Below are 21,450 nucleotides of genomic sequence, written 5' to 3'. Positions count from 1 at the left end.
AACGAACAGATAGCTGTCGCGCGAGCCGCTCTGCCAACTGCCGCCATAGAAGAAAACGACGATCGGACGGCCGTGCGAACCGGTTTGCGGCGCGCCGGCTGGTGTCGGCATGTAGACGTCGAGTTTCTGGCGCGGCGCGCTGCCGTACGCGAGGCAGTCTTCGGCATGGAAGCTCTTGTGCGATACGGTGGCGTTGAGCACGCTAGCGGCGCTACAGCCGCCCAGAGCGGCGAGTGCCAGCGTGGCGGTCAGGGTAAGCAGGCGTCGAGGCATGAGAGTCGGGTCGGTCCGGGAAGATTCGTTCGACAATGTACGCGCTAATCCGGGAACCGGATGCAGAGGCCTGGCCTCGGTTAGCCGGCAAGACTAACTCAAACGGCACGATGAGTTTTACCGTAGCCGACACGCGCAACCTTCCCACCTTGCGTGGAACGACGGTCACGACATAATGCCAGTCACTTGCAGCAGCAGAACGATATTGAGCGCCAGCACGACGACCGTGCCGGTCACCGCCGCAATCGTCGTCGAGCGGCGATTCCGGTAGCGGCCCATCAAATCGCCGCGCGACGTAAACCACACTAGCGCGATCATTGGCACCGGCAGCGCGATGCTCAGCACCACCTGGCTCAGCACCAGCGCACGCGTCGCATCCACCCCGCAGGCAACCACGACAAAGGCCGGGACCATCGTAATGAGCCGCCGCGCCCACACCGGGATATGAAAGCCGAGAAAGCCCTGCATGATCATCTGCCCGGCCATTGTGCCGACCACCGAACTAGACACACCGGACGCAATCAATGCCGCGAGAAAGAGACCCGCCGCGGCGCCACCGAGCAGCGGTGTGAGCGTGCGCCATGCCGTTTCGATACTGGCGATTTCCGCGTGACCGGCATGAAACGCACTCGCCGCCATGATCACCATCGCCATGTTGATGAGCCCGGCGACGCCGAGCGCAACCACCACCTCGATATTCGAAAACCGCAGCAACCTTGAGCGTTCGCCTTCATTGCGCGGCTTCACACGATTCTGCGTGAGTCCCGAATGCAGAAACAGCACATGCGGCATCACCGTTGCGCCGATGATGCCGACGGAAATCGTCAACGCATTGCTATCGGGCATGCTCGGCGTGAACGTATGCCTGACCACCGACGGCCAATGCACCGGCGCAATCAGCAACTCTGCGAGGTACGACAGCCCGATCACGCCGATCAGCGCCGCGATTGCCAGTTCGAGCGGGCGGAAGCCACGCTTCTCGAACTGCAGCAAGCCATAGGTGACGGCAGCGGTGATCAGCATGCTCGGCATCATCGGTAGATGCGTGAGCAACGAAACGCCAATCGCGCCGCCGACGAATTCCGCCAGATCGGTCGCCATCGCCGCGATTTCGCTGATGCCCCACATCGCGAGCACGTAACGGCGCGGCAGTGCCGAGCGGCATAGCTCGGCGAGATTGCTGCCGGTGACGAGCCCAAGCTTGGCGGATAAAGACTGAAACAGCATGGCCACGATGTTCGCCACCGCCACCACCCACAGCAGCGTATAGCCGTAGCCGGCGCCCGCCTGAATATTGGTGGCGAAGTTGCCCGGGTCCATATACGCGATTGAGGCCACCACCGCCGGTCCGACGAAAGGCAGTATCGCGCGCAAGCCGCGGCGCCGTCCGGCCAGCGTCTCGCGGATGTCGAAACAGGTCTGCTCGGTGAGGGTCAGAGGCACGGCGGCCTGACTCATCGCTTCGTTCATGACTGCTCCTGTCCATCTTCAAGCGTTCAAGGCAATGCAGATGAAGGCCGGTCAACGGGTGAGCGCGATCGTCATCGCGGCGACCCGCTGCCGGTGCAGCTGGCACAGCATGTGACGTGCTTCAGGCGCTCATGTTGAGCGTGCCGTTCACGCCGTTCGGGAAGAAGCCACCCTTGGTCGCGACCGAACTCGTCAGATACACGATGTTGAGCACGTTGCCATAGCCGCGGCTGAAAGCGAGGCCGTTGCTGTCGAGCGGCACGATGTTCGACGCGCCGGCCGTCGCGCCGGTGATGCCCTGGTCGTCGTGGCCGTTGTTGTCGAGGCTGGCGCGCGCGGCGGAGATCGCGTTGGCGGCAGTGTAGATACTTGCCGTGTCGACGCCCTTTGAGAACAGCACCGTGCGTACGAGGCCTGCGTGATACGCCTCGGCCGCGAGAATGCCGGCAGCCGCTTCGAGGAAGGTCTTGTTGGTGATGAGTGGGGAGGCACCCTTATAGGCCGTCACGCCAACGTCTTCGAAGATGAATGCGCCAAGCAGGAAGTTATTGTCGTTCGCATACGGATTGAAGGCGACACCCGCGCCCACGAGTCCGGCTGCGCGCGCCGCATTCGAGAACGCACCGTTCGGATTGGTGCCGCCGATGTCGATCGAGGGCATCGCCACCGCTGCGCTGCCCAACGCGGAGCGCAGGAAGGTGACGTGCTCGCGTTCGTCGTTGGCGATCTCGTTCGCGTAGGCCTGCACCACGGGATCCTGGAATGGCACTTGCTGCCCCGGGATCACCATGCCCATCGTGCCTACGCCGGTGGTCATGCTCGCAGCCAGCCCCGAACCCGACGTCGCATACGTATAGAACTGCGATTCGAGGTATTCCAGGTTCAGCGCGAAGTTCAGAATCTCCGCATCGGTTGGTGCGCTGGCTGCCGACACGTTTGAGCCGGAACCGCCGCCGCACGCACTGATCAGCGTGCCGCCGACTAAACCTAGACCGAGGCCGCCAGCGTTGCGGAAAAACTGTCTGCGTTGCAGGCGCCGTTCAACCCGGCGGTCAAGTACATCGATAAGTTCTGCTGAGTTGTTGCTGGACTCTGACATGGCGATGCTCCTCAGATGGTTCGCTGCCAATGCCGCGGACTCGCGACGCATACGCGCGGACAACTGCTACTCACGCGATGCACAAACGCAAATCGCGGACGCAAAAGAGGGCCCCGTTCTTCAGAGAAGAACTAAACGATGGAGCGAGAAGAGCGAGTCCTCAACCGACTTTACGAAGCGAATACGCTGCCGGATGCAAACCTCACAAAAGATTTCTGTGTGCGCTCGCAGCATGAGACCGGCTAACGCTGTTTTGCTGGTTCCTGAACGTCCATCGGCGTCAATGCGGAAAACATCCTGCGAGCAGGCTCGGCCCGGCTCGTGGAAGCTGTCCGGCGATCCTCTGTACAATTGGCCGATCGTCAACATCGACTCACCCCGACCGAATTCATGGCCATTACCTACAAGACTCCCGACGACATCGCCAAGCTGCGCATTTCCGGCCGCCTCGCGGCCGACGTACTGGCGATGATCGGCGAGCACGTCAAGGCCGGTGTCTCCACCGACGAGCTCGATGCACTGTGCAACGACTACATTGTCAACACGCAAAAGTCGATTCCGGCAAATGTCGGCTATTTGGGGTTTCCGAAGACGGTCTGCACGTCCGTCAACCAGGTGGTGTGCCACGGCATTCCCAACCGCAGCGAAATCCTGAGAGATGGCGATATCATCAATATCGACGTCGCGATCATCAGAGATGGCTATTTCGGCGACACCAGCCGCATGTATTGCGTCGGCCAGCCGAGCACCGTGGCGCGCCAGCTAATCGACACGACCTATGAAGCGATGCTTGCCGGCATCCGTGAGGTCAAGCCAGGAGCCACGCTCGGCGACGTCGGCTACGCAATCCAGAAGATCGCGCAGCGCGACGGCTTCTCGATCGTGCGCGACTACTGCGGGCACGGCATCGGCCGTGTCTATCACGAAGACCCGCAAGTGTTGCACTACGGTCAGCCGGGCCAGGGTGTGCGTCTGAAGCCGGGCATGATCTTCACGATCGAACCGATGATCAACGCGGGCCGCGCCGGTACCACGGTGCAGCGTGACGGTTGGACGGTGGTCACCAAAGACCGTTCGCTGTCGGCGCAATGGGAGCATATGATCGCCGTGACCGAAGAGGGCTACGAGCTGCTCACGCCCTGGCCGGACGGCACCGGCGACTACGAAGCGCCTTGAAGGTGGTGGTCCGCGCGCCTCACGAACCGGCTTTTCAAGACGGTGGACGCGCGAAATGCTGTGCCATTGGTGCGCAGCTCCTGTAGCTTGGACCTGCGCCGCAGTCCGATCCAGTAAATAAGGATTTGACTCGCGCGCCGGTTCGGTTAAAGCTACGCCTTAGGGTTTCAAGGGGTTTTCGTCTGCATGAGTCCGTCATTGACCGTTCGCCGTATCGCCGCTGATCAGGGCGCCGTTTTCCGCGAACTCCGTACTGCGTCACTGCGGGAGGCGCCCTATGCCTTCGGCGAAACGCTAGAAGACGCGTTGTCTGCGGATGCCGCCAGTTTCGACGCTACCGCCACCGAACACGCTGTTTCGTTTACCGTCACCAGTTTCATCCTCTACACCGAGGGCCATCCGGCAGGATTGATCGAAGCCTATTTCGACGACACCGCGGCACCCCGCGCGTTCGTGTGCGAGTTGTGGGTGGCGCCGGCGGTGCGTCATCTGCGAGGCGGCGAGTTGCTGGTCGACACCGCCAGTGGCTGGCTCGCCGGCGAAGGCGCCACGGAAATATTCGCGTGGGTCGCCGACGCCAACCGTAATGCGATGCGCTTTTACGAGGCGCTCGGTTTCGGTCCGACCGGCGAGCATCGGCGCGTCGCGCGTGCGCCCGAGCAGGCCGAAAGCCTGCTGGTGCGCCACGTGCCGACCACATCGCAGGTTTTTCAGCAGTGATCCCGCGAGCGGCGCGTCTGCCTGCCGCTCGAGTCCCATCCGCGTCGCTACAGCGTTCATGGCCGAGGCCAAGGCCAAATAAGCGGCCTAAACGCGGCCTGAATGGCCGAGGCGCGGCCACGTCCATGGGTATTCAGGCGGCGGCGGCGTGCTCTCTCGGCAAAAAAGCTCGCTGCTCGCCTGGACGCCTGTAAAATACGCAAAATTTTTTGCCGAACGCTATGTCGCCCAAGAAATCGCCCTTTTTCGAACTCCGCAGCGGCTCTGTCGACACGCTCCTGTTTGTGGTCAAGACAACCGACCTCGACGCGATGCGTGCCGAACTGACCCGGCGCTTCGAGGCGACCCCCGAATTTTTCGCTAACGACGTCGTCGCGATCGACGTGCGCCGTCTCGCCGAGAACGAACGCGTGCCGCTCGCCGACATCGCGCAACTGCTCGACAGCGTGCGCATGCGCCCGGTCGGCGTGGTGGCCAATGCACAGCAGGGGTGGGCGGCCGAATCCGCGCTGCCCTTGCTCGAGGCGCGCGACCGTCGCGGCGCTGCCGCGAAGTCGGCCGACGAAGAAGGCGCCCATGCCGCTGCTGCAGTACCGGCGGCTACCGCCGCGACGGCCACGCCTCCGGCCGATCTGTTTGAGGCCGCAGCGCTCACGCCGGCCGGCACGCGCCCGGAAAGCGGCACCCCGGCCACGGCCGCCGCGGTCGAACCCGCACCCGCTGCCGAGCCCGTGCGTCTCGCCACGTCGTCGCAGACCATGGTGGTCGACAAGCCGTTGCGCTCGGGCCAGCGCATCTACGCAAAGGGCGATCTGGTCGTGCTCGGTCTGGTGAGCTACGGCGCGGAAGTGATCGCGGAAGGCAACATCCATATTTACGCGCCGCTGCGCGGCCGGGCTTTGGCCGGCGTGCAGGGCAATCACGACGCGCGCATTTTCTGCACGTGTCTCGAACCGGAACTGATCTCGATCGCAGGTATCTATCGTACGACCGAGAACCCGCTGCCGGCCGACGTGCTCGGCAAGCCGGTGCAGATCTGGCTCGAAGAAGAAAAGTTGATGATTGAACCGCTGCGGCTCACCTGATCGACGTGAAGCGCGCGCTGTCCTGAACGGTCACGGCACGCGGCGCTCCACGGCTAATATGGCCGCACATAATTGACGAATTTGACGAACACAAGGTAAGGGTAATGGCAAAAATCATTGTGGTGACTTCGGGCAAGGGTGGCGTGGGCAAGACGACCACGAGCGCGAGTTTTGCATCGGCCCTCGCATTGCGTGGCAGCAAAACCGCCGTGATCGACTTCGACGTCGGCCTGCGTAACCTCGACCTCATCATGGGCTGTGAGCGCCGCGTGGTGTACGACCTGATCAACGTGATCCAGGGCGAAGCCAACCTCAACCAGGCGCTGATCAAGGACAAGAAGTGCGAGAACCTGTTCATCCTGCCGGCCTCGCAAACGCGTGACAAAGACGCGTTGACCATGGAAGGCGTCGAGAAGGTCATCAACGACCTGATCGCGATGGACTTCGAATTCATCGTCTGCGATTCGCCGGCCGGTATCGAATCGGGCGCGCTGCTCGCCATGCACTTCGCCGATGAAGCGCTGATCGTGACGAATCCGGAAGTCTCGTCGGTGCGCGACTCGGACCGTATCCTCGGCATCCTGTCGTCGAAGACCAAGCGCGCGATCGAAAGCAAGGAGCCGATCAAGGAACACCTGCTGATCACCCGCTATAACCCGAAGCGCGTGAGCGAAGGCGAAATGCTGTCGCTCACCGACATTCAGGAAATCCTGCGCATCGATCTGATCGGCGTGATCCCGGAATCGGAAGCGGTGCTGCATGCGTCGAACCAGGGTCTGCCGGCCGTGCACCTGGACGGTACGGATGTCGCCGAAGCCTATAAAGATGTCGTGTCGCGTTTCCTCGGCGAGCAGAAGTCGCTTCGCTTTACCGATTACCAGAAGCCAGGGCTGCTGCAGCGCCTCTTCGGCACCAAGTAAGGGGAGCGTACGTCATGTCGATTCTTTCGTTTTTGCTGGGCGAGAAGAAGAAGTCCGCGTCGGTAGCGAAGGAACGCCTGCAGTTGATCATCGCGCACGAGCGCGCCGGCGGCCATGCGCCTGCCGATTACCTGCCTGCGTTGCAACGCGAACTGGTGGCCGTGATTTCAAAGTACGTGAAGATCTCCAACGACGATATTCGCGTGAGCCTCGAGCGCCAGGACGACCTCGAAGTGCTCGAGGTCAAGATCGAAATACCGCAGGCTGGTTCCGCATAACGCGCTGCGCGCTCCGCTTCGTTTCGTCGATGTGACGTGACGAGGCGGAGCGCGTAAGCGCTGTCCTCTCGCTGTTTCTTCTGTTGTTCTTTCTGCTGTTCAATTTGACGCGCGGATGCGGGTTCTACGCGCCGTCAGTCCCTTCGTTCTTCCCTTCTGCTCGAACGCGCTGCTTCGCCGCGTGCGGCCGCATAAGTCCGCACGTTGCTCGGCCGCCCGTCGAAATGCACGGCGAAATAATCCGTTGCACTTCAGCGTGTGCCGTTACACGGCCGCAGTCAGCGCTTTTGTCCCTTCGCGCATTAAACGGATAACGCCGTATTCGGTGTCCAACTACAGAGGGAAACCATGAACAAGACCTTTCGCTTGCTGATCGCCAACGCTGTTCTGATCGCTGCTGGCGCGTCCGCTGTGGCCTCCGCATCGGCCGAGGAAGTCGTTGTGATCGCGCCGTCCGCGCCGCCGGCCGTGCGTTACGAAGCCGTGCCGGCGCCGCGCGTCGGCTATGTGTGGGATCACGGTCATTGGCGTTGGGACCACGGCCGCTATGTGTGGGTCACGGGTCACTGGCAGGCCGAGCGTGTCGGCTACCACTGGGTGCCGGGCCATTGGGTCGAACACGGCCCGAACTATCGCTGGGTCCAAGGCCACTGGGCGTAAGTCGACGGGTTTCAGCAGTGCGCGGCACGGTGTGGTTGATCCCGCCCGTGTCACTCCCACCGGTTTGACGACACAGGCGTCGCGCACATGCTCGACGCGGCGCTCGCCCGTGTCTCACAGGAACACATGATGAAAAAGAATCTGCTTCTGATCGCCGTACTGGCGGTCATGCTGGCCGGTTGCGTAGTTGTGCCGGCGCGGCCGCTTTATCTGCGCGCGCCGGGGGTTGTCGTCTACTGACGCGGGGCGCCGTCTTCGGCGGGAGCATCGCCATTGATCTCGTCGACCACCGCAGGTTCGGGCGCCTCGACTTCGGGGACTTCCGGCACCGGTGCGGGTGCCGGATGCGGCAGGGGTGCCATATAGCGCTCCGCCAGCGACTCATACAACGGTGGCGCGAAGAAACGCGCCACGCGGCTCGCGATCAACGCGGTGGCCATCAGCGAAATCACCAGTGCATGACCATCGATCATCTCCATCACGATCACGAACGAGGTAATCGGCGATTGCGTGACGGCGGCGAGATAGCCCACCATTGCGAGGGCGATCAGCATCGGCAATTGCATCGAGCCGAACACCATGTGCAGCAGATTGCCGAAGCCCGCGCCGATCGACAGCGACGGCGCGAAGATGCCGCCTGGAATGCCCGGCAGATACGAGCCGACCATCGAGATCATCTTCAGAAAAAGATAGAACACGGACAGATGCTCATGCCCGTCGAGCAGCCCGCGTGCTTCCGCGTAGCCGCTGCCGAAGGTCGTGCCGCCGGAGATGAGGCCGACCACCGCGATCACGAAACCGCACAGCGCGGCGAACACGACCGGCCGCTCGCCGTGCAACTGACGCAGCGGCGCCGGAATCCAGCGCGCGGTGTTCAGCAGCAGCCAGCCGAATACGCCGCCCGCAATACCGGTAACGATCGCCGTGAGCAGAACGGCCACCGCCAGCAGGTCGGGGAAGTGCGCGCCGATCTGGATGGTGCCGAAATAGGTGTAGTTGCCGTTCAGCCCGAGCGCGATCACACCGGCGATGATGATCGCCGTAATGAGCACGCCGCTCGCGCGGGCCTCGAAGCTGCGTGTGAGCTCCTCGATCGCGAACACGATCCCCGCCAGCGGTGTATTGAACGCCGCGGACAAGCCCGCTGCCGCGCCCGCGAGCACCAATTGCCGTTCGATCTGCGCGTTCGAGCGTGGATACAGCCGCCGCAGATTGAACATCAGCGCCGCGCCGACCTGCACGGTCGGCCCTTCGCGGCCGATCGTGAAGCCGCCGAGAATCGCTAGAAACGACACGGCTATCTTGCCGAACAGAATCCGGAACGACAGCAGCCGTGCGCCGAATTCACCGGGCTTGGAATGCAGGGTGGCGATGACCTGCGGAATGCCGCTGCCTTCGGCGCCACGGAAGAATTTCCGCGTGAGCCAGACGGCGAGCGCCGCGACCGCGGGCGTGACGATCAAAGGGGCCCACACGTGCTGTTGCTGCATTGCGCGGAATTCGCCGTAGCCCCAGTCGATCAGCCTTGCATACAGCACCGCCACCAGGCCGACTGCGATCGCACCGAGCCAGAAGACACCATATTGCCGCCACAGGCGTCTGGCGCGCCGCACGATGCTGGATGAGAGGGGGAGAAATGCCCGGGACATGAGGATGTGCTGGCGCAAAGAATGAATTATAAGCGTGCCGCATCGATATAACGGTATGAAAGTATTATGAAATATAGTAAAAGTGCTATTTGTAAGGCGTCCAATGTATGCCGAAGTGGTGCATTGGAGCGAGAGCGTGGACCGCGTGCTTTGCGCGCCGCTGCGCCGCTTCAAGAAAGCGCGCCGCTGGGGCGATTTCCGGGCGATCGCGGCTTCCATTGCCGAATTGCGCGCCTACCGCTACGACTTCATCATCGATATTCACGGCGTGTACAAGAGCGCGATCATCGCTTTTCTGGCCCGCTCGTCGAAGCGAATTGGCTACCAGTCCCAGGATCTGGGAGAGCGGGGCGCCGCATTTGCCTACACCGGGCGCTTCGGCCCGCGTCCGCAGTGCAATGCGGGGCAACCGTCCTACCGAAGCTGAGCGTGACCGCAATCGCGCAGATGATCGACACGTGCGCACTGGTGGTCGGCACCGACACGGGTTTCGTGCATCTGGCGCATGCATTGCAGAAGCGCACGGTCATGATTTTTGTGGCGACTTCACCGTCGCATTGCGGCATCGAAGCGCCATTCCGCTCGATTTCCATCGGCGACGGCCATTCAGTGCCGTCGATCGCTGAAGCGCTGGGGGCGATCGATTACGTGCACAGCGAGCCGCGCACCGTCGCCATGCAGCACGGATCGGCTACAGCCTGAGCGCAGCTTCCTCGCACCTTCGCGCAATCGTTTGGCAAAAAGAAAAGAGGCGCGACGCACAGTCGCCCAATCAAACGAGCGCTGCCACGGAACGCCTCGAAAAACGCCCGTGTCGGGGAACTACGGGCGAAGAGGAATCGCTGCAATGAACAAACTGATTCAAGAACTGATTGATGCACTGAGCGGCCACATCGAGTAACCGGCTCGGTTCTAAAGAGACCGCCCACGAGCGGTCGAGTTCAATAGTGCATTCATCGAGGCATGCCGAGCGAGTGCCGACAGATTCGAGTGCCGCTCACCAACGTCCCGCCGCCGCTCTTTATGGCCGCTCTCTGCGTTCGGATAAGCATCGCGCATTACACGCCTGTTAAATCTGTCGCTTTTCGTTGAGTGCCTAATTGGCTACACGCGCTTTCTTTTGCGTGGCCATTGACTTACCCATGGCGCATGAAAGCGCTTACCCATACCCATCATCCGCGTCTCGATCCGCGCGCCCGCCATGGGCAGGGCTTGCACGGAGCCCGTATGTCTAAAGCAGTATAGGTGGTGTTTTCGTCTGACGTGAATCTGTCGTTGCCGTGCCAGAGGTGCGACTGCCTTCACGGCAGAGACGTGTAACACCTCAGTGATGTTCCCTTACAAATGGCTACGTTCGCGCGAGGCAGGGTCGTGTTCAATCGAGTCATTCGGGGTTTCGGCTCGAATGAATCTGACTCGAAGGAGAACAATATGAAACGCTTAATCCTGACCCTGATCGCAGGCACGCTGCTCGCAACGGCGCTCGGAGGCTGCATCGTTGCTCCGGCGCCTGGCTATTACTACGGCGGCGGTGGTTACTACCATCACGGCGGCTACTACTACCGGTAACGGCTTGCGGCGCGCGCCCGGGGTTTAGGCGTAGCGCCCGGCCATGACGGCTGCCGCTTGCCTGCGCAGGCAAGCGGCAGTCGTTCAACCGCTTCAGATGACGTCAGGCCGCTTTCCGCCGCTGCGCCCAACCGGGCGTCGCAGCATTCCGTTCGACCGCTTAAGCGAGCAGCATTTCGAAAGCGATCACCGCGGCGATGGCGGTCGCGTTCGCGGCCAGCGCTTCCACGACGATGCCTTTCCACGTCGCGGGACGAAAGCGCAAAGCCAACAACAGCGAACACAGCAACGCCAGCGCGATGATCATTACGATATCCGCGTTGTGGAGATGAATATTCATCAGAGCCTCCCTGCTTGCCATAGGGTTATTTGATTCGAGTATAGGCAAGTCAAAAAGACGCGCAAGGCAGGGGATTTACCAGCCCGTCTTTCGCTCCTTTCGCTCTTTCACATCAAACGTGCGTCGCGCGTTTCACGCATGCACAGCACACCGATCATGCTGACTGCCGCCGCAATCGACACATAAGCGCCCACCCACGGCAACCCTCCGTGCGCGGCCAGCACCTGCGCGATATACGGCGCGACTGATGCACCGAGAATCCCGCCGAGGTTGTACGACACGCCTGCACCGGTATAGCGCACGTTGGTCGGAAACAGTTCCGGCAGCAGTGCGCCCATTGGGGCGAAAGTCACGCCCATCAGGAACAATTCGATCACGAGGAACAGCAGCACCAGCGGCGTCTGTCCGCTGCCGAGCAACGGCGCCATCGTGAAACCTGACAGGATCGCTGCGATGATGCCGACGATCAGCACCGGCTTGCGGCCATAACGGTCGCTCGCCCAGGCCGACAGCGGCGTGGCGAGCGCCATGAACACGACCGCGATGCACAGCATGCCGAGGAAAGTCGGCCGGGGAATATGCAGGACCGACAAGCCGTACGACAGCGAAAACGTCGTGGCGTTGTAGAACAGCGTGTAGCAGACGACCATCGCCAGCGCGCCGAGGAGGGTCGGCAGCCAGTGCTGCGAGAACAGCGTGGCGATCGGCACCTTCACGCGTTCCTCGCGTTCGATGGTGGCCTTGAACGCCGGCGTCTCGGCGATTTTCAGGCGCACGTACAAGCCGAGCGCGACCAGCACCGCGCTGACGAGGAACGGCACGCGCCAGCCCCAGCTACGAAATTGTTCATCGCTCAACGACAAGGCCAACGCGAAGAACAGACCGTTGGAAGCCAGAAAACCGATCGACGGTCCCAATTGTGGGAACATCCCGAACCAGCCGCGCTTGCCGGCCGGCGCGTTCTCGGTGGCGAGCAGCGCGGCGCCGCCCCATTCGCCGCCGAGGCCGATCCCCTGGCCGAAGCGCAACACGCACAGCAGGATCGGCGCGAGGCTGCCGATCGAGTCGTAGCCCGGTACGAAACCGATCAGCGTGGTCGACACCCCCATCACCAGCAGCGAAGCCACCAAGGTCGATTTACGTCCGATCCGGTCGCCAAAGTGACCAAAGATGAACGAGCCGATCGGCCGCGCGACGAACGCGATGCCGAACGTGACGAAGGCCGACAAAGCCTGGGCGGTCGCCGAGCCATGCGGGAAAAACACTGGCCCGATGACGAGCGCCGCGGCGGTCGCGTAGACGTAGAAATCGTAGAACTCGATCGCGGTACCAATGAAGCTTGCGAAGATGATCCGCGCGCTGCTGTTCTGCCCGGCCGCATTGGGCTGGGCCGCGGAAATCGGCGAAGTGGACATGCAGGGTCTCCATATGTCGTGATGCCGTTGGACGCCGTACTTTTATATGCGGGCGGCGCGTGGTCAAGCGGCATCTTTGTTTAAGTTCGTGCGCTTCGATGCGTCTCGCCGACGGGTGAAGCCATACCCGGCGCAGGCGACGAAGCGACAGCTTACAACGGCAGGCTGCCCACGCGGATGGAGCGGCGGCGCTGCAATCGGACTCGCGCCGCGCCAACAGGTGCGCGGGCGGCGTGAGCTGTGCCGGAAGGCTCCGGCGTGGGGGATCGGAAAATTATAGCGAGCGCGGCGGCGGCGCAGCAAGGCTGCTGTATGACTTGCCTCGCGTCTTGCCCATGAGGGCGCGGTTTCGGCGCCGCGTTCAGTCGATGGTCTGTGCTTGCGGCGAGGCGAACTCGCGCAGCTGGAATTTGCCGTTGTCGTTGAACAGCCAGTCTTCGAACAGTTCGAGCTGGCCACGGCCGTTCAGCAATTTACCGGGCGGCTGCGGCAGCGGCGAGGCGCGTCGCAAGGTGGCGAGCGCAGTGCCCTCGGCTTCGTCGTCGCCGTTGGTGCGATACACCGACGACGCCAGCACCTCACCATTGCGATCCACCGTGAACGACACCACGACCAGCGAGCGCAGCATCGCCTGTGGCGTGCCGTGCAACACATAGGACGGGCTGCGTTCGATGATGCGTTGGGCGACCGCGCTGCGGTACTGATCGAGCGTGGCACTGTTGAGGGCCGCAGCCGGCGCGATGATGAGCGGGCGTTGCGGCGGTGTGATCGTGCAGCCTGCCGCGGCTGCGAGCGCCAAAACCGAAGCCACCGTCAACGCCGAAGTCACTCCACGTGCATGCAATAGAGATGCGCCCACGCGGGGAGCGAAGCGTCCGGTCAAGCGGCGAAGGTGACGCGTGCGGCTGAGCATCGTCGTGGAAAGCACTGAGACAGGGTCTAACTTGATGGTAGTCAAAAAGCGGCAGGATGCAATTGTCGTTCACCCTGTCTGTCGATCCGGAGTCATCTGATTCGGCTCGTTGAAACGCGACGCCCGGCGATCTTTCCATTGCCTTTCTGCTGCATGCATGAGCGCATTCAGTCTGATGCGATCCGCCTGACATAAACCGTGTTTAAACAAAGTCTGTTACACCAATCCGCGCACAACAGGAGTTCTAAGAGTTTTCCTATGGTCGCAACAGCCTCACGTCAATAGCGTGTGCCGGACCATCGGGCGAAGCGCCGCAACGCGATCATGAGTCGCGTGCTATCGGCGCTACGCGAGCCGATCGGACCTGTCCATCCCGACAACGAGGTATCGTTTGGAACAATCCTCCTTTGCGTTGACGCGCACGCAATCCCGCACGTTGGCGCACGCCGCCGCCGGTCCCAATCTCTGCGCCGTCTACCGGATCGACGGCCGTCCAGACGTCGAGCGTCTGTCCGCCGCCGTAGCACAACTGGTGACGCAATGCCGGCCACTAGCCTACCGGCTCGTCGAAGCCGAACAGGGTATGCGCTGGGTCATCCGACGTGATGTGCGCGCGGAACTGGACGTCATCGATCTCGACAGGCGTGACGCCCGCGACGAAGCAGCCGTGCTGTCTCTGATCGACGGCCTATGCGCGCGTGCCTTTCGCATGGACGCCGGACTGCCGTGGGCCTTCACGCTGCTAGGCGCCGGCGCACACAGTTATCTTGTGTTCGCCTGCCATCCCGTCCTGCTCGACCGTTTTTCGCTGACGCCATTGTTCAACGCGCTTTCGCAGATATATCGCGGCGAATCGCGCGGTGCGCCGCTCGGCATCGATCAGCAAAGCCTGCTCGACGCCGAGCGTGAACTCCTTACGAGCGACCGTTTGCAGACCGACCTCGATTTCTGGATTGGCCAGATGGGCGACGCCTCGTTCGAATGGCATGCGCCGCGCCGGCAGAACGCGCTCGCGGACAGCAGCTTTACGGTGCACCTCGACGGACAAACAGGCGCTGCATTGCGCAATGAGGCAAAAGCGCTCGGCGTCGCGCTGGAGGTGCTGATCAAACTGTGCGTTCACGTGCTGCTGCGCCGCATGACCGGCAGCCGCGCGGTGCTCACCGCGCATCACCAGCGTGGCCGCTGCCGGCGCGACGAGACAATCGGTTTCGACGAACGGCGGCGCTTCCTGAGAACCGACTTCGACGACACGATGACGCTGCGGCAGTTTCTACGGCACGCGGCGGCGCGCGCCGAGATGGCTGATTTTCATACCGAACTTCCGGCCTTCGAAGTGCTGCACGACATCGAGCGGCGCGAGCCGGGTTTCGTGCGCGCGACCAATATCGTGTGCGAGACGGATAGCTTGCCCTATGACGCGCTCGCGCTCGACGCGCTGCCTGCGACGTTGCTGGCGCCGTACTCACGTCGTTTCGCACACGAAGACATAGGCGTCTATCTCGATGTGCGCGACGAGATCGCGTTGCACGTGCATAGCCGCTATCCCCAGGAACTCGACGGCTTGCGTCTCGCGTTCGAGCATTTGAAGGCGTTGCTCGCGCACGTCGGCGAGAGTATCGAGCTGAAGCTCGATACGATCGATCTCTATACGCCGGCGTTGCGGCAGCGTTGCGCGGCATGGTCCGATGGCGGCCCGCTTGCGACCCCCGCGCGCGACGTGCTCGATCTGTTCGCGCAGACAGCGATCGAGCACGCCGAGCGTCCGGCGGTCAGTGGCCCGGACGCCGCTTTCACATACGCGCAACTGGCTCTCGCTGCCCAGCGTGTGGGCGCAGCCCTTACCGCGCCCGAGCCGGCCGCACCGGCTGGGCGGGACACGTTGGTCGGCATTTGCGTCTCGCGCGGTGCGCGCATCGTTCCGGCGATGCTCGGCGTGCTCGCCAGTGGCGCGGGCTATTTACCGCTCGATCCGCAGATGCCAGACGAGCGCTTGCGCTACATCGTCAAGGATGCGCAACTGCGAGCGGTGATTGTCGATGCGGCGACGCACAAGCGCTTGAGCGCGCTGACCGATTGCGTGCTGTACCGGATTGAGGATCTACTGAAAGACCCCGTAGCCGGGGCAGCCACTGCGCAAGTTGCGCCGGCAGATCCACAGCGCACCGCCTACGTGATCTACACCTCCGGCACAACGGGCAAACCCAAGGGTGTCGTCATCGAGCGCGGCATGCTGGCGCACCTGATTGCTTCGCTGACGGGCCGCTATCGGCGTGATGCAAGCACGCGCTGGCTACAGTTCGCATCCGTCAATTTCGACGCAAGCGTGCTGGAGATCTTCAATCCGCTGACGTACGGTGGCCACCTGATCGTCGCGCCCGAAGCGGTGCGCACCGACGCCGATGCGCTGTTCGGTTTCCTTGGCGCCGAACGCATCACGCATGCGTTCCTGCCGCCGGCGATTCTCAAGCTGCTGCCGCGACGCGCGCTGCCGCATCTGGAGACGGTTTTGTGCGGCGGTGAAGCGAGTGACGACGAGACGATCCGCTTCTGGTCCGGCATGCTGCGCCTGTCGAACATCTACGGGCCGACCGAGACCACCGTGATGGCGACCGAAAACACTTTCGATGGCGACAAGCCGGCCAATCAACTGGGCCATCCACTCCCCGGCTATCAGATCCATTTGCTCGACGAGGAGGGCGAAGCGGTGCCGCTCGGGGGGATCGGCGAAATCTGCATCGGCGGCGCGGCTGTTTCGCGCGGCTATCTGCTGCGGCCCGAACTGACCGGACAGAAGTTTCGGACGAATCCATTCGGTCCTGGCCGTCTCTATCGTTCCGGCGATCTCGGTCGTTTCCAGCCGGATGGTGCGATCGAGTTCCTCGGCCGCAGCGATTTTCAGGTGAAGATTCGTGGCTACCGGATCGAACTCGGCGAGATCGAGGCCAGCATCGTCGAGCAGCCGGAGGTGCGCAGCGCCTGTGTCGGCACGTGCGCGCGTCAGGGCGGTCCGGCGCTGGTGGCCTGGTATGTGGGTGCCGCGCTGGAGCCCGCGGTGCTGCGAAGCCGTCTTGCGCAACGTCTCGCGCATTACATGGTGCCGGCGTTCCTGCTGCAGATCGAGGCGCTGCCCCTGACGCTGAACGGCAAGATCGACCGAAGCAAATTGCCTGCGCCGCAAGCCGGTCCGGCTGATCATGCGAACCGCGCTTTCGACCCCTTCGAACTGGCGGTGCAAGCGATCTGGTCCGAGGTGCTGGGCGTGCCGCTCGAGAGTGTCGGCGAGCACAGCCACTTCTTCCAGTTAGGCGGCCACTCGCTCCTCGCCACGCTCGTGTGCAACCGCGTCAGTGCCAGCTTGTCCGCGCCGGTCAAGCTGAAGACGCTGTTCGAGCATCCGCAGTTCGATGTCTTCTGCGCAAGGGCGCGGCAGAGCGTCGAGCAAGGCGCCGCGCTGCCGCCGCTCGTCGCGCAATCAGGTGCGCCCATGCCCGCGCCAGTGGCGAACCGGCTCGTACGGATGATGCACACCCGCGCGCTCGGCAAGCCTGACGATAACGCGTACAACATCATGATGCGGGTGGACTTCGGCGGTGCAGCGAATCCGTTGCGGTTGCATCAGGCGCTCGTCGCCGTGCTCGCGCACAACCCGATCTTCAATGTGAGCTTCGTTGAGCGCGGCGGACAATTGCTGGTGCTGCCGGGCACACCCGCCATGCCGATGGATTCGAGCATTCCGCTAGAAAGCTGCGATGCCAGTGCTATCGACGCGCGTGCAGATGCCATGCGCGCGCTGCGTCTACCGCTCGACCGTGCGCCGTTGTGGCGCGCGCAACTGCTGATGTCTCCGCAAGAGAACCGCACCACCTTGCTGCTCTGCATTCATCACGCGATTTTTGACGGCTGGTCGTTCAAGCTATTGCTGGATGAACTGACGTCGCACTACGAAGGCAAGCCGGTTTCAGGAGGGCGGCTCTCGTGGTTCGACTACGGCCATTGGGTGCCGCAACTGGCGGCGTCGCCGCGCCTTGCCACCGCACGCGACTACTGGATGCGCAAACTCGACGCCGTTACCTTGCGCACCGAACTGCCGTTCGACGCACTGCAGCGCGAGCCCAACGCAAACCGCTCTTTGGCGCTGCATGTGCGGTCCGCCCAGATGCGGCGCCTGAAGCAGATTGCCGATGCGCACGACATGACTTTGCCGCCCGTGCTGTTCGCGCTGTACCTTGTATGGCTGTGGCGCGTGAGCGGCCAGCAGCAACTGGCATGCGCCTATCCCTATGCGGGCCGCGATGTCCCGGGCAGCGAGGGGATCTACGGCATGTTCGTCTCGATGGCGGTGCTGGTGCAGCGCATCGACACGCGGCAAAGCTTCGGCGAGCTGGCGCGGGCGGTGCAACGCCAGATGCTCGACGATCGCGACCATCTGCTCGCCACGCCTTATGACACCGATAATGGCGAGCTTGGTGCGCTGAACACGATTTTCAGTTTGCAGAACGGCATCGAGCTGAATGGCCACATCGGCGACGCGGCTTATCACGCCGAGGAACGCCCTCCGCTGACGTCGAAAGCGGACCTATCGGCAATTTTCTATTTGCGACCCGATGGCGGTCTGGACGGGCGTTTCGAATACGATAGCTCGGTATTGCACGAGGCCTCGGTCGAGCGGATAGCCGAGGTGTTCATGACACTGTGCGACGCCGCGGCTCACCAGCCTGATGCGGCGGTCGGCGAGCTCGCCTGGCTGAGTGACGCGCAACATGGACAATGTCTGAGCTTCGCTTGCGGCGAGCCTCTACCGGATGCGCCGCAGTCGATCCCCGCGCGTTTCGCCGAGGTGGTGGCGGCACACGCGTCGCGCGTTGCCGTGCGCTGCGGCGAGCAGCAGCTCAGCTATCGCGAACTCGACGCGCTCAGCGATGCGATCGCCCACGGCTTGTCAGCCAATGTGCCGCCCGCCACGCGCATCGGTTTGAGCATGGAGAAGAGCGTCTTGCTGGTGGCGAGCGTGCTGGGTGTGCTTAAAGCGGGTTGCGCGTACGTGCCGCTCGACCCGGCCTATCCCGCCGAGCGCCTGCGCTATTTCGTCGAAAACTGCTCGGTCGAGACGGTGCTCGCCGATGAACCGAGCCGTCGCGCGCTGGAGGCCGCCGGCCTCGGTGAGTTGCGCAAGATCGACCCGGCGGCGCTGGCGAAGGGGAATGCGTGCACCGGGGCGGAAATGCTGGCTCAGGCGCAGACCGACGCAGAGAAGCAGGCCGATAGACAGGCCGATAAACAGGCCGATAAACAGGCCGATAGATTGGCCGATAGACAGGCCGATAAACCGGCGGGGCAGATGCGCCGGCCGCAAGTTGTCGGCCCGGAGGCGCTCGCTTATGTGATCCATACTTCGGGCTCGACCGGTAAGCCGAAGGGTGTGCTGGTCGAACACCATAGCGTCGTTCGGATGGTGGCCGGCGCGAGCCGCGCGCTCGGCTATGCGCCGGGCAGCGTCAGCACCCTGGCGGCGTCCACCAATTTCGACGCGAGCGTGCTCGATCTGTTCCTCGCGCTGCTGCACGGCGGCACGCTTATCGTGCTGCCAGAGGAGGCGCGCCGCGATCCGCTGCTGCTGCACAGGTTGCTGAGGGCGGAGCGTGTCACGCACACATCGCTTGCACCGGTGGTGGTGCAGAGCTTGCCGCGCGAGCCACTGCCCGATCTGCAACTGCTCGGCTTCGGCGGCGATACACTGGACGAACCGAGCGCCGCCTGGTGGAGCGAACACACGCGACTGTTCAGCCTGTACGGCCCGACCGAGATCACGGTGATGGCATCGTGCGGGCAAGTGTTGCCGGGCGGGCGCAGCCGCATTATCGGCAAACCGTTGCCGGGCTACCGGCTCTATCTGCTGAATGCCCAGCGGCAACTGACGCCGCCCGGCACCGTCGGGGAAATCTACATCGGCGGCGAGAATCTCGCGCGTGGCTATATCAATCAGTCGGCTATGACGATGGAGCGCTTCGTGGTCGACCCTTTTCGCGATGCACCGTACGCGCTGATGTATCGTACCGGCGACCTCGGCCGTTTTCTCGCCGACGGCACGATCGAATACTTCGGCCGTAACGACGCGCAGATCAAGCTGCGCGGCTTTCGCATCGAACTCGGCGAGATCGAGAATTGCATCGCGGCCGCGCCGGGTGTCGCGCATGCTGCATGCCGGGTGTGGGGCGACGGCGAGGCGCGCTATCTGGCCGCGTATTACGTTGCCGGGCCTGGCGCGAGCGATGCCGCGCTTGACGAGGACACGCTGCGCCGTCATGTCGCGCATATGCTTCCCGACTACATGGTGCCCGCGTGTTTTATCCGGCTCGACGCGCTCCCTGCGTCGCCGAACGGCAAACACGATCGCAAGGCGTTGCCGGCACCGTTGCTTGCAAGCGGCACGCCGCCGCGCGAGGGCGTCGAGCAACGCATCGCCGGGATCTGGCAGACGCTGCTGCGTGTCTCCGGCATCGGCCGCGACGACAGTTTTTTCCGGCTCGGCGGCAACTCGATTCTGGCCGTGCGAATGCAGGCGCAATTGCGCGATTCGCTCGGCATTGAGTTCCCAATGGCTGCGTTCTACCGCTCGCCCACCGTCGCGACACTCGCCGATGGCCGTCATGAGGACATGATCGAGCGCGCGCTCGCGGATGCGGCAGAGCCGTTCACTATCGAACATGCCGCGCCAGCGTTGGCTGACAACGCCGAAGCAGCGTCGATCCGCACGATGCTGTTGACCGGCGCGAGCGGTTTCCTCGGCATTTACCTCCTGCACGCGCTATGTGGCCGGCTCGACAAGGTGATGTGCCTGCAACGCTGTGCGAGCCCGGCGGCAGGACTCGCCGTGTTGCAGGACAAGGCACGCGAGGCGGGCCTTGCGATCGACTTCAGCCGCGTCGAGGTGATCCCCGCCGATCTTGCTGCGCCACAGCTTGGACTCGACGCGGTGCGTTGGCTGCAACTCGCCGCGGAGGTCGACACGATCCTGCATTGTGGTGCGTTCGTGCATCACCTGCATAGCTATGAGGAGATGAAGCGCGCGAACGTCGGCGGCACTGAGAACTTGCTGCGGCTCGCGCTGACGCAGCGGCAAAAACCGTTCTGTTTCATCTCGACGCTATCGGTTGGCGAGATGCTGGCCGGCGCCGTGCGCATCGACGAGCACGTGAGCAACGCGCGTCCGCTGCTGGACAACGGCTATCTGCTGACAAAGTGGGTGGGCGAACAACGGGTCGCGGAGTGCGCGCGCCGCTTCGGCTTGCCGACGGTCGTCGCGCGGCCAGGCAATATCACCGGCGACAGCCGTACGGGCTTCAGCAACTTTTCTCACAATCATTTCTGGCTTTTCAACAAGGGCTGTCTGCAGCTGGGCGCTTATCCGGACACGGCGCGGGAAGTCGAGATGGTGCCGGTCGATCTGCTTGCAAGTGCGGTGACGGCGGTGGCGTTGCATCCGCGTGCCGGAACACGGGTGGTGAACCTGAACAACCCACTCGTGCTCACTCAGCGGCAGTGGTTCGCGGCGCTCGCCGCCTGCGGTTTGCGCGCCGATCCGCAGGCGGCGGCCGACTGGCAACGGCGGTTGGCGGATCTCGATCCGTCGAACGGTCTGGCGCTGATTCGCGACTTCTATACCGGTGATCTGTCCGCCGCGCCATTGCCGGTCGAGCAGATCGGCACGGTGACGATGCTGGCGAGGTACGGCGTGGATCTGACCGTCGACTACGGCGCGCTGATTCGGCTCTACGTCGGCTATCTGCGTGACGCGGGTTTTCTTGACCCGGTATCGGAGAGGGCAGTGTCGTAAATCGTGGTGCAGGTGCGCGGGCGACTGGCGGTGCATCGCCAGTTCG

General features: G+C 63.1%; 15 protein-coding genes and 2 pseudogenes. 10 read left to right on the top strand and 7 right to left on the bottom strand.

The features are described from left to right. The 3 genes and pseudogenes from VFE81_RS17430 to VFE81_RS17420 all read right to left on the bottom strand — a co-directional run. Positions 1–273, bottom strand: a pseudogene (locus VFE81_RS17430) (alpha/beta hydrolase); the annotation flags it as partial. 165 nt (positions 274–438) lie between these two features. Next, complete coding sequence (locus VFE81_RS17425; RefSeq protein WP_325045785.1) at positions 439–1,743, bottom strand: Nramp family divalent metal transporter; 1,305 nt, start codon at positions 1,741–1,743, stop codon at positions 439–441. A 121-nt stretch (positions 1,744–1,864) separates the two neighbouring features. Then, on the bottom strand, positions 1,865–2,842 hold the full coding sequence (locus tag VFE81_RS17420) for a ferritin-like domain-containing protein (protein WP_325045784.1): 978 nt from the start codon (positions 2,840–2,842) through the stop codon (positions 1,865–1,867). Between the two features lie 390 nt (positions 2,843–3,232). On the opposite strand from VFE81_RS17420, the gene map reads away from it, so the two are divergent. The 7 genes from map (at position 3,233) to VFE81_RS17385 (ending at position 7,921) form a co-directional block, all read left to right on the top strand. Continuing rightward, a complete protein-coding gene (map, locus tag VFE81_RS17415; protein WP_325045783.1) occupies positions 3,233–4,018 on the top strand; it encodes a type I methionyl aminopeptidase in 786 nt (261 codons plus the stop codon). Positions 4,019–4,204: 186 nt separating this feature from the next. After that, positions 4,205–4,738 carry a GNAT family N-acetyltransferase gene (locus VFE81_RS17410; protein WP_325045782.1) on the top strand — a complete coding sequence of 178 codons (534 nt, stop codon included), beginning with the start codon at positions 4,205–4,207 and terminating at the stop codon, positions 4,736–4,738. Between the two features lie 221 nt (positions 4,739–4,959). Next, positions 4,960–5,823: a septum site-determining protein MinC gene (gene minC, locus VFE81_RS17405; RefSeq protein WP_325045781.1), complete on the top strand. Its 864-nt coding sequence runs from the start codon at positions 4,960–4,962 to the stop codon at positions 5,821–5,823. 104 nt (positions 5,824–5,927) lie between these two features. Next, a complete protein-coding gene (gene minD, locus VFE81_RS17400) occupies positions 5,928–6,743 on the top strand; it encodes a septum site-determining protein MinD (protein WP_063495093.1) in 816 nt (271 codons plus the stop codon). Between the two features lie 14 nt (positions 6,744–6,757). Further along, positions 6,758–7,021 carry a cell division topological specificity factor MinE gene (gene minE, locus VFE81_RS17395; protein WP_028196771.1) on the top strand — a complete coding sequence of 88 codons (264 nt, stop codon included), beginning with the start codon at positions 6,758–6,760 and terminating at the stop codon, positions 7,019–7,021. 348 nt (positions 7,022–7,369) lie between these two features. After that, positions 7,370–7,681 carry a YXWGXW repeat-containing protein gene (locus VFE81_RS17390; RefSeq protein WP_325045780.1) on the top strand — a complete coding sequence of 104 codons (312 nt, stop codon included), beginning with the start codon at positions 7,370–7,372 and terminating at the stop codon, positions 7,679–7,681. A gap of 87 nt (positions 7,682–7,768) precedes the next feature. Beyond that, positions 7,769–7,921 carry a hypothetical protein gene (locus VFE81_RS17385; RefSeq protein ID WP_325045787.1) on the top strand — a complete coding sequence of 51 codons (153 nt, stop codon included), beginning with the start codon at positions 7,769–7,771 and terminating at the stop codon, positions 7,919–7,921. Here the strand turns inward: VFE81_RS17385 and VFE81_RS17380 are convergent. Beyond that, the gene (locus tag VFE81_RS17380) at positions 7,915–9,330 is read right to left on the bottom strand and encodes a chloride channel protein (protein WP_325045779.1); all 1,416 of its coding nucleotides are present in this window, start codon (positions 9,328–9,330) and stop codon (positions 7,915–7,917) included. The genes VFE81_RS17385 and VFE81_RS17380 overlap by 7 nt on opposite strands. 76 nt (positions 9,331–9,406) lie before the next feature. On the opposite strand from VFE81_RS17380, the pseudogene VFE81_RS17375 reads away from it, so the two are divergent. Both VFE81_RS17375 and VFE81_RS17370 read left to right on the top strand, forming a co-directional pair. Beyond that, positions 9,407–10,032: pseudogene (locus VFE81_RS17375) on the top strand (glycosyltransferase family 9 protein); the annotation flags it as partial. A 729-nt stretch (positions 10,033–10,761) separates the two neighbouring features. Then, positions 10,762–10,899: a hypothetical protein gene (locus tag VFE81_RS17370; RefSeq protein ID WP_167363299.1), complete on the top strand. Its 138-nt coding sequence runs from the start codon at positions 10,762–10,764 to the stop codon at positions 10,897–10,899. A gap of 160 nt (positions 10,900–11,059) precedes the next feature. Here VFE81_RS17370 and VFE81_RS17365 read toward each other — a convergent pair whose 3' ends face one another. The 3 genes from VFE81_RS17365 to VFE81_RS17355 form a co-directional block, all read right to left on the bottom strand. Continuing rightward, positions 11,060–11,239 (bottom strand): hypothetical protein, encoded by a 180-nt coding sequence (locus VFE81_RS17365; RefSeq protein WP_325045778.1) that lies wholly within the window; start codon positions 11,237–11,239, stop codon positions 11,060–11,062. A gap of 107 nt (positions 11,240–11,346) precedes the next feature. Then, on the bottom strand, positions 11,347–12,654 hold the full coding sequence (locus VFE81_RS17360) for an MFS transporter (protein ID WP_325045777.1): 1,308 nt from the start codon (positions 12,652–12,654) through the stop codon (positions 11,347–11,349). Positions 12,655–13,015: 361 nt separating this feature from the next. After that, positions 13,016–13,567, bottom strand: a complete 552-nt coding sequence (locus VFE81_RS17355; RefSeq protein ID WP_325045786.1) for an energy transducer TonB — start codon at positions 13,565–13,567, stop codon at positions 13,016–13,018. Between the two features lie 391 nt (positions 13,568–13,958). Between VFE81_RS17355 and VFE81_RS17350 the strand changes: the two genes are divergently transcribed. After that, positions 13,959–21,404 (top strand): non-ribosomal peptide synthetase, encoded by a 7,446-nt coding sequence (locus VFE81_RS17350; RefSeq protein WP_325045776.1) that lies wholly within the window; start codon positions 13,959–13,961, stop codon positions 21,402–21,404. Positions 21,405–21,450: the final 46 nt, after the last annotated feature.

It is taken from the genome of Paraburkholderia sp., assembly GCF_035656215.1.
Classification (GTDB): Bacteria; Pseudomonadota; Gammaproteobacteria; order Burkholderiales; family Burkholderiaceae; genus Paraburkholderia.
Note: the sequence above shows the minus strand (reverse complement) of the source record. Positions and strands in the feature narration are given on the sequence as shown.

Excerpts from the sequence above, each read along its gene's own strand:
- VFE81_RS17425 (WP_325045785.1), bottom strand. The coding sequence starts at position 1,743 with ATGAACGAAGCGATGAGTCAGGCCGCCGTGCCTCTGACCCTCACCGAG.
- VFE81_RS17420 (WP_325045784.1), bottom strand. The coding sequence starts at position 2,842 with ATGTCAGAGTCCAGCAACAACTCAGCAGAACTTATCGATGTACTTGAC.
- map (WP_325045783.1), top strand. The coding sequence starts at position 3,233 with ATGGCCATTACCTACAAGACTCCCGACGACATCGCCAAGCTGCGCATT.
- VFE81_RS17410 (WP_325045782.1), top strand. The coding sequence starts at position 4,205 with ATGAGTCCGTCATTGACCGTTCGCCGTATCGCCGCTGATCAGGGCGCC.
- minC (WP_325045781.1), top strand. The coding sequence starts at position 4,960 with ATGTCGCCCAAGAAATCGCCCTTTTTCGAACTCCGCAGCGGCTCTGTC.
- minD (WP_063495093.1), top strand. The coding sequence starts at position 5,928 with ATGGCAAAAATCATTGTGGTGACTTCGGGCAAGGGTGGCGTGGGCAAG.
- minE (WP_028196771.1), top strand. The coding sequence starts at position 6,758 with ATGTCGATTCTTTCGTTTTTGCTGGGCGAGAAGAAGAAGTCCGCGTCG.
- VFE81_RS17390 (WP_325045780.1), top strand. The coding sequence starts at position 7,370 with ATGAACAAGACCTTTCGCTTGCTGATCGCCAACGCTGTTCTGATCGCT.
- VFE81_RS17385 (WP_325045787.1), top strand. The coding sequence starts at position 7,769 with ATGCTCGACGCGGCGCTCGCCCGTGTCTCACAGGAACACATGATGAAA.
- VFE81_RS17380 (WP_325045779.1), bottom strand. The coding sequence starts at position 9,330 with ATGTCCCGGGCATTTCTCCCCCTCTCATCCAGCATCGTGCGGCGCGCC.
- VFE81_RS17370 (WP_167363299.1), top strand. The coding sequence starts at position 10,762 with ATGAAACGCTTAATCCTGACCCTGATCGCAGGCACGCTGCTCGCAACG.
- VFE81_RS17365 (WP_325045778.1), bottom strand. The coding sequence starts at position 11,239 with ATGAATATTCATCTCCACAACGCGGATATCGTAATGATCATCGCGCTG.
- VFE81_RS17360 (WP_325045777.1), bottom strand. The coding sequence starts at position 12,654 with ATGTCCACTTCGCCGATTTCCGCGGCCCAGCCCAATGCGGCCGGGCAG.
- VFE81_RS17355 (WP_325045786.1), bottom strand. The coding sequence starts at position 13,567 with ATGCTCAGCCGCACGCGTCACCTTCGCCGCTTGACCGGACGCTTCGCT.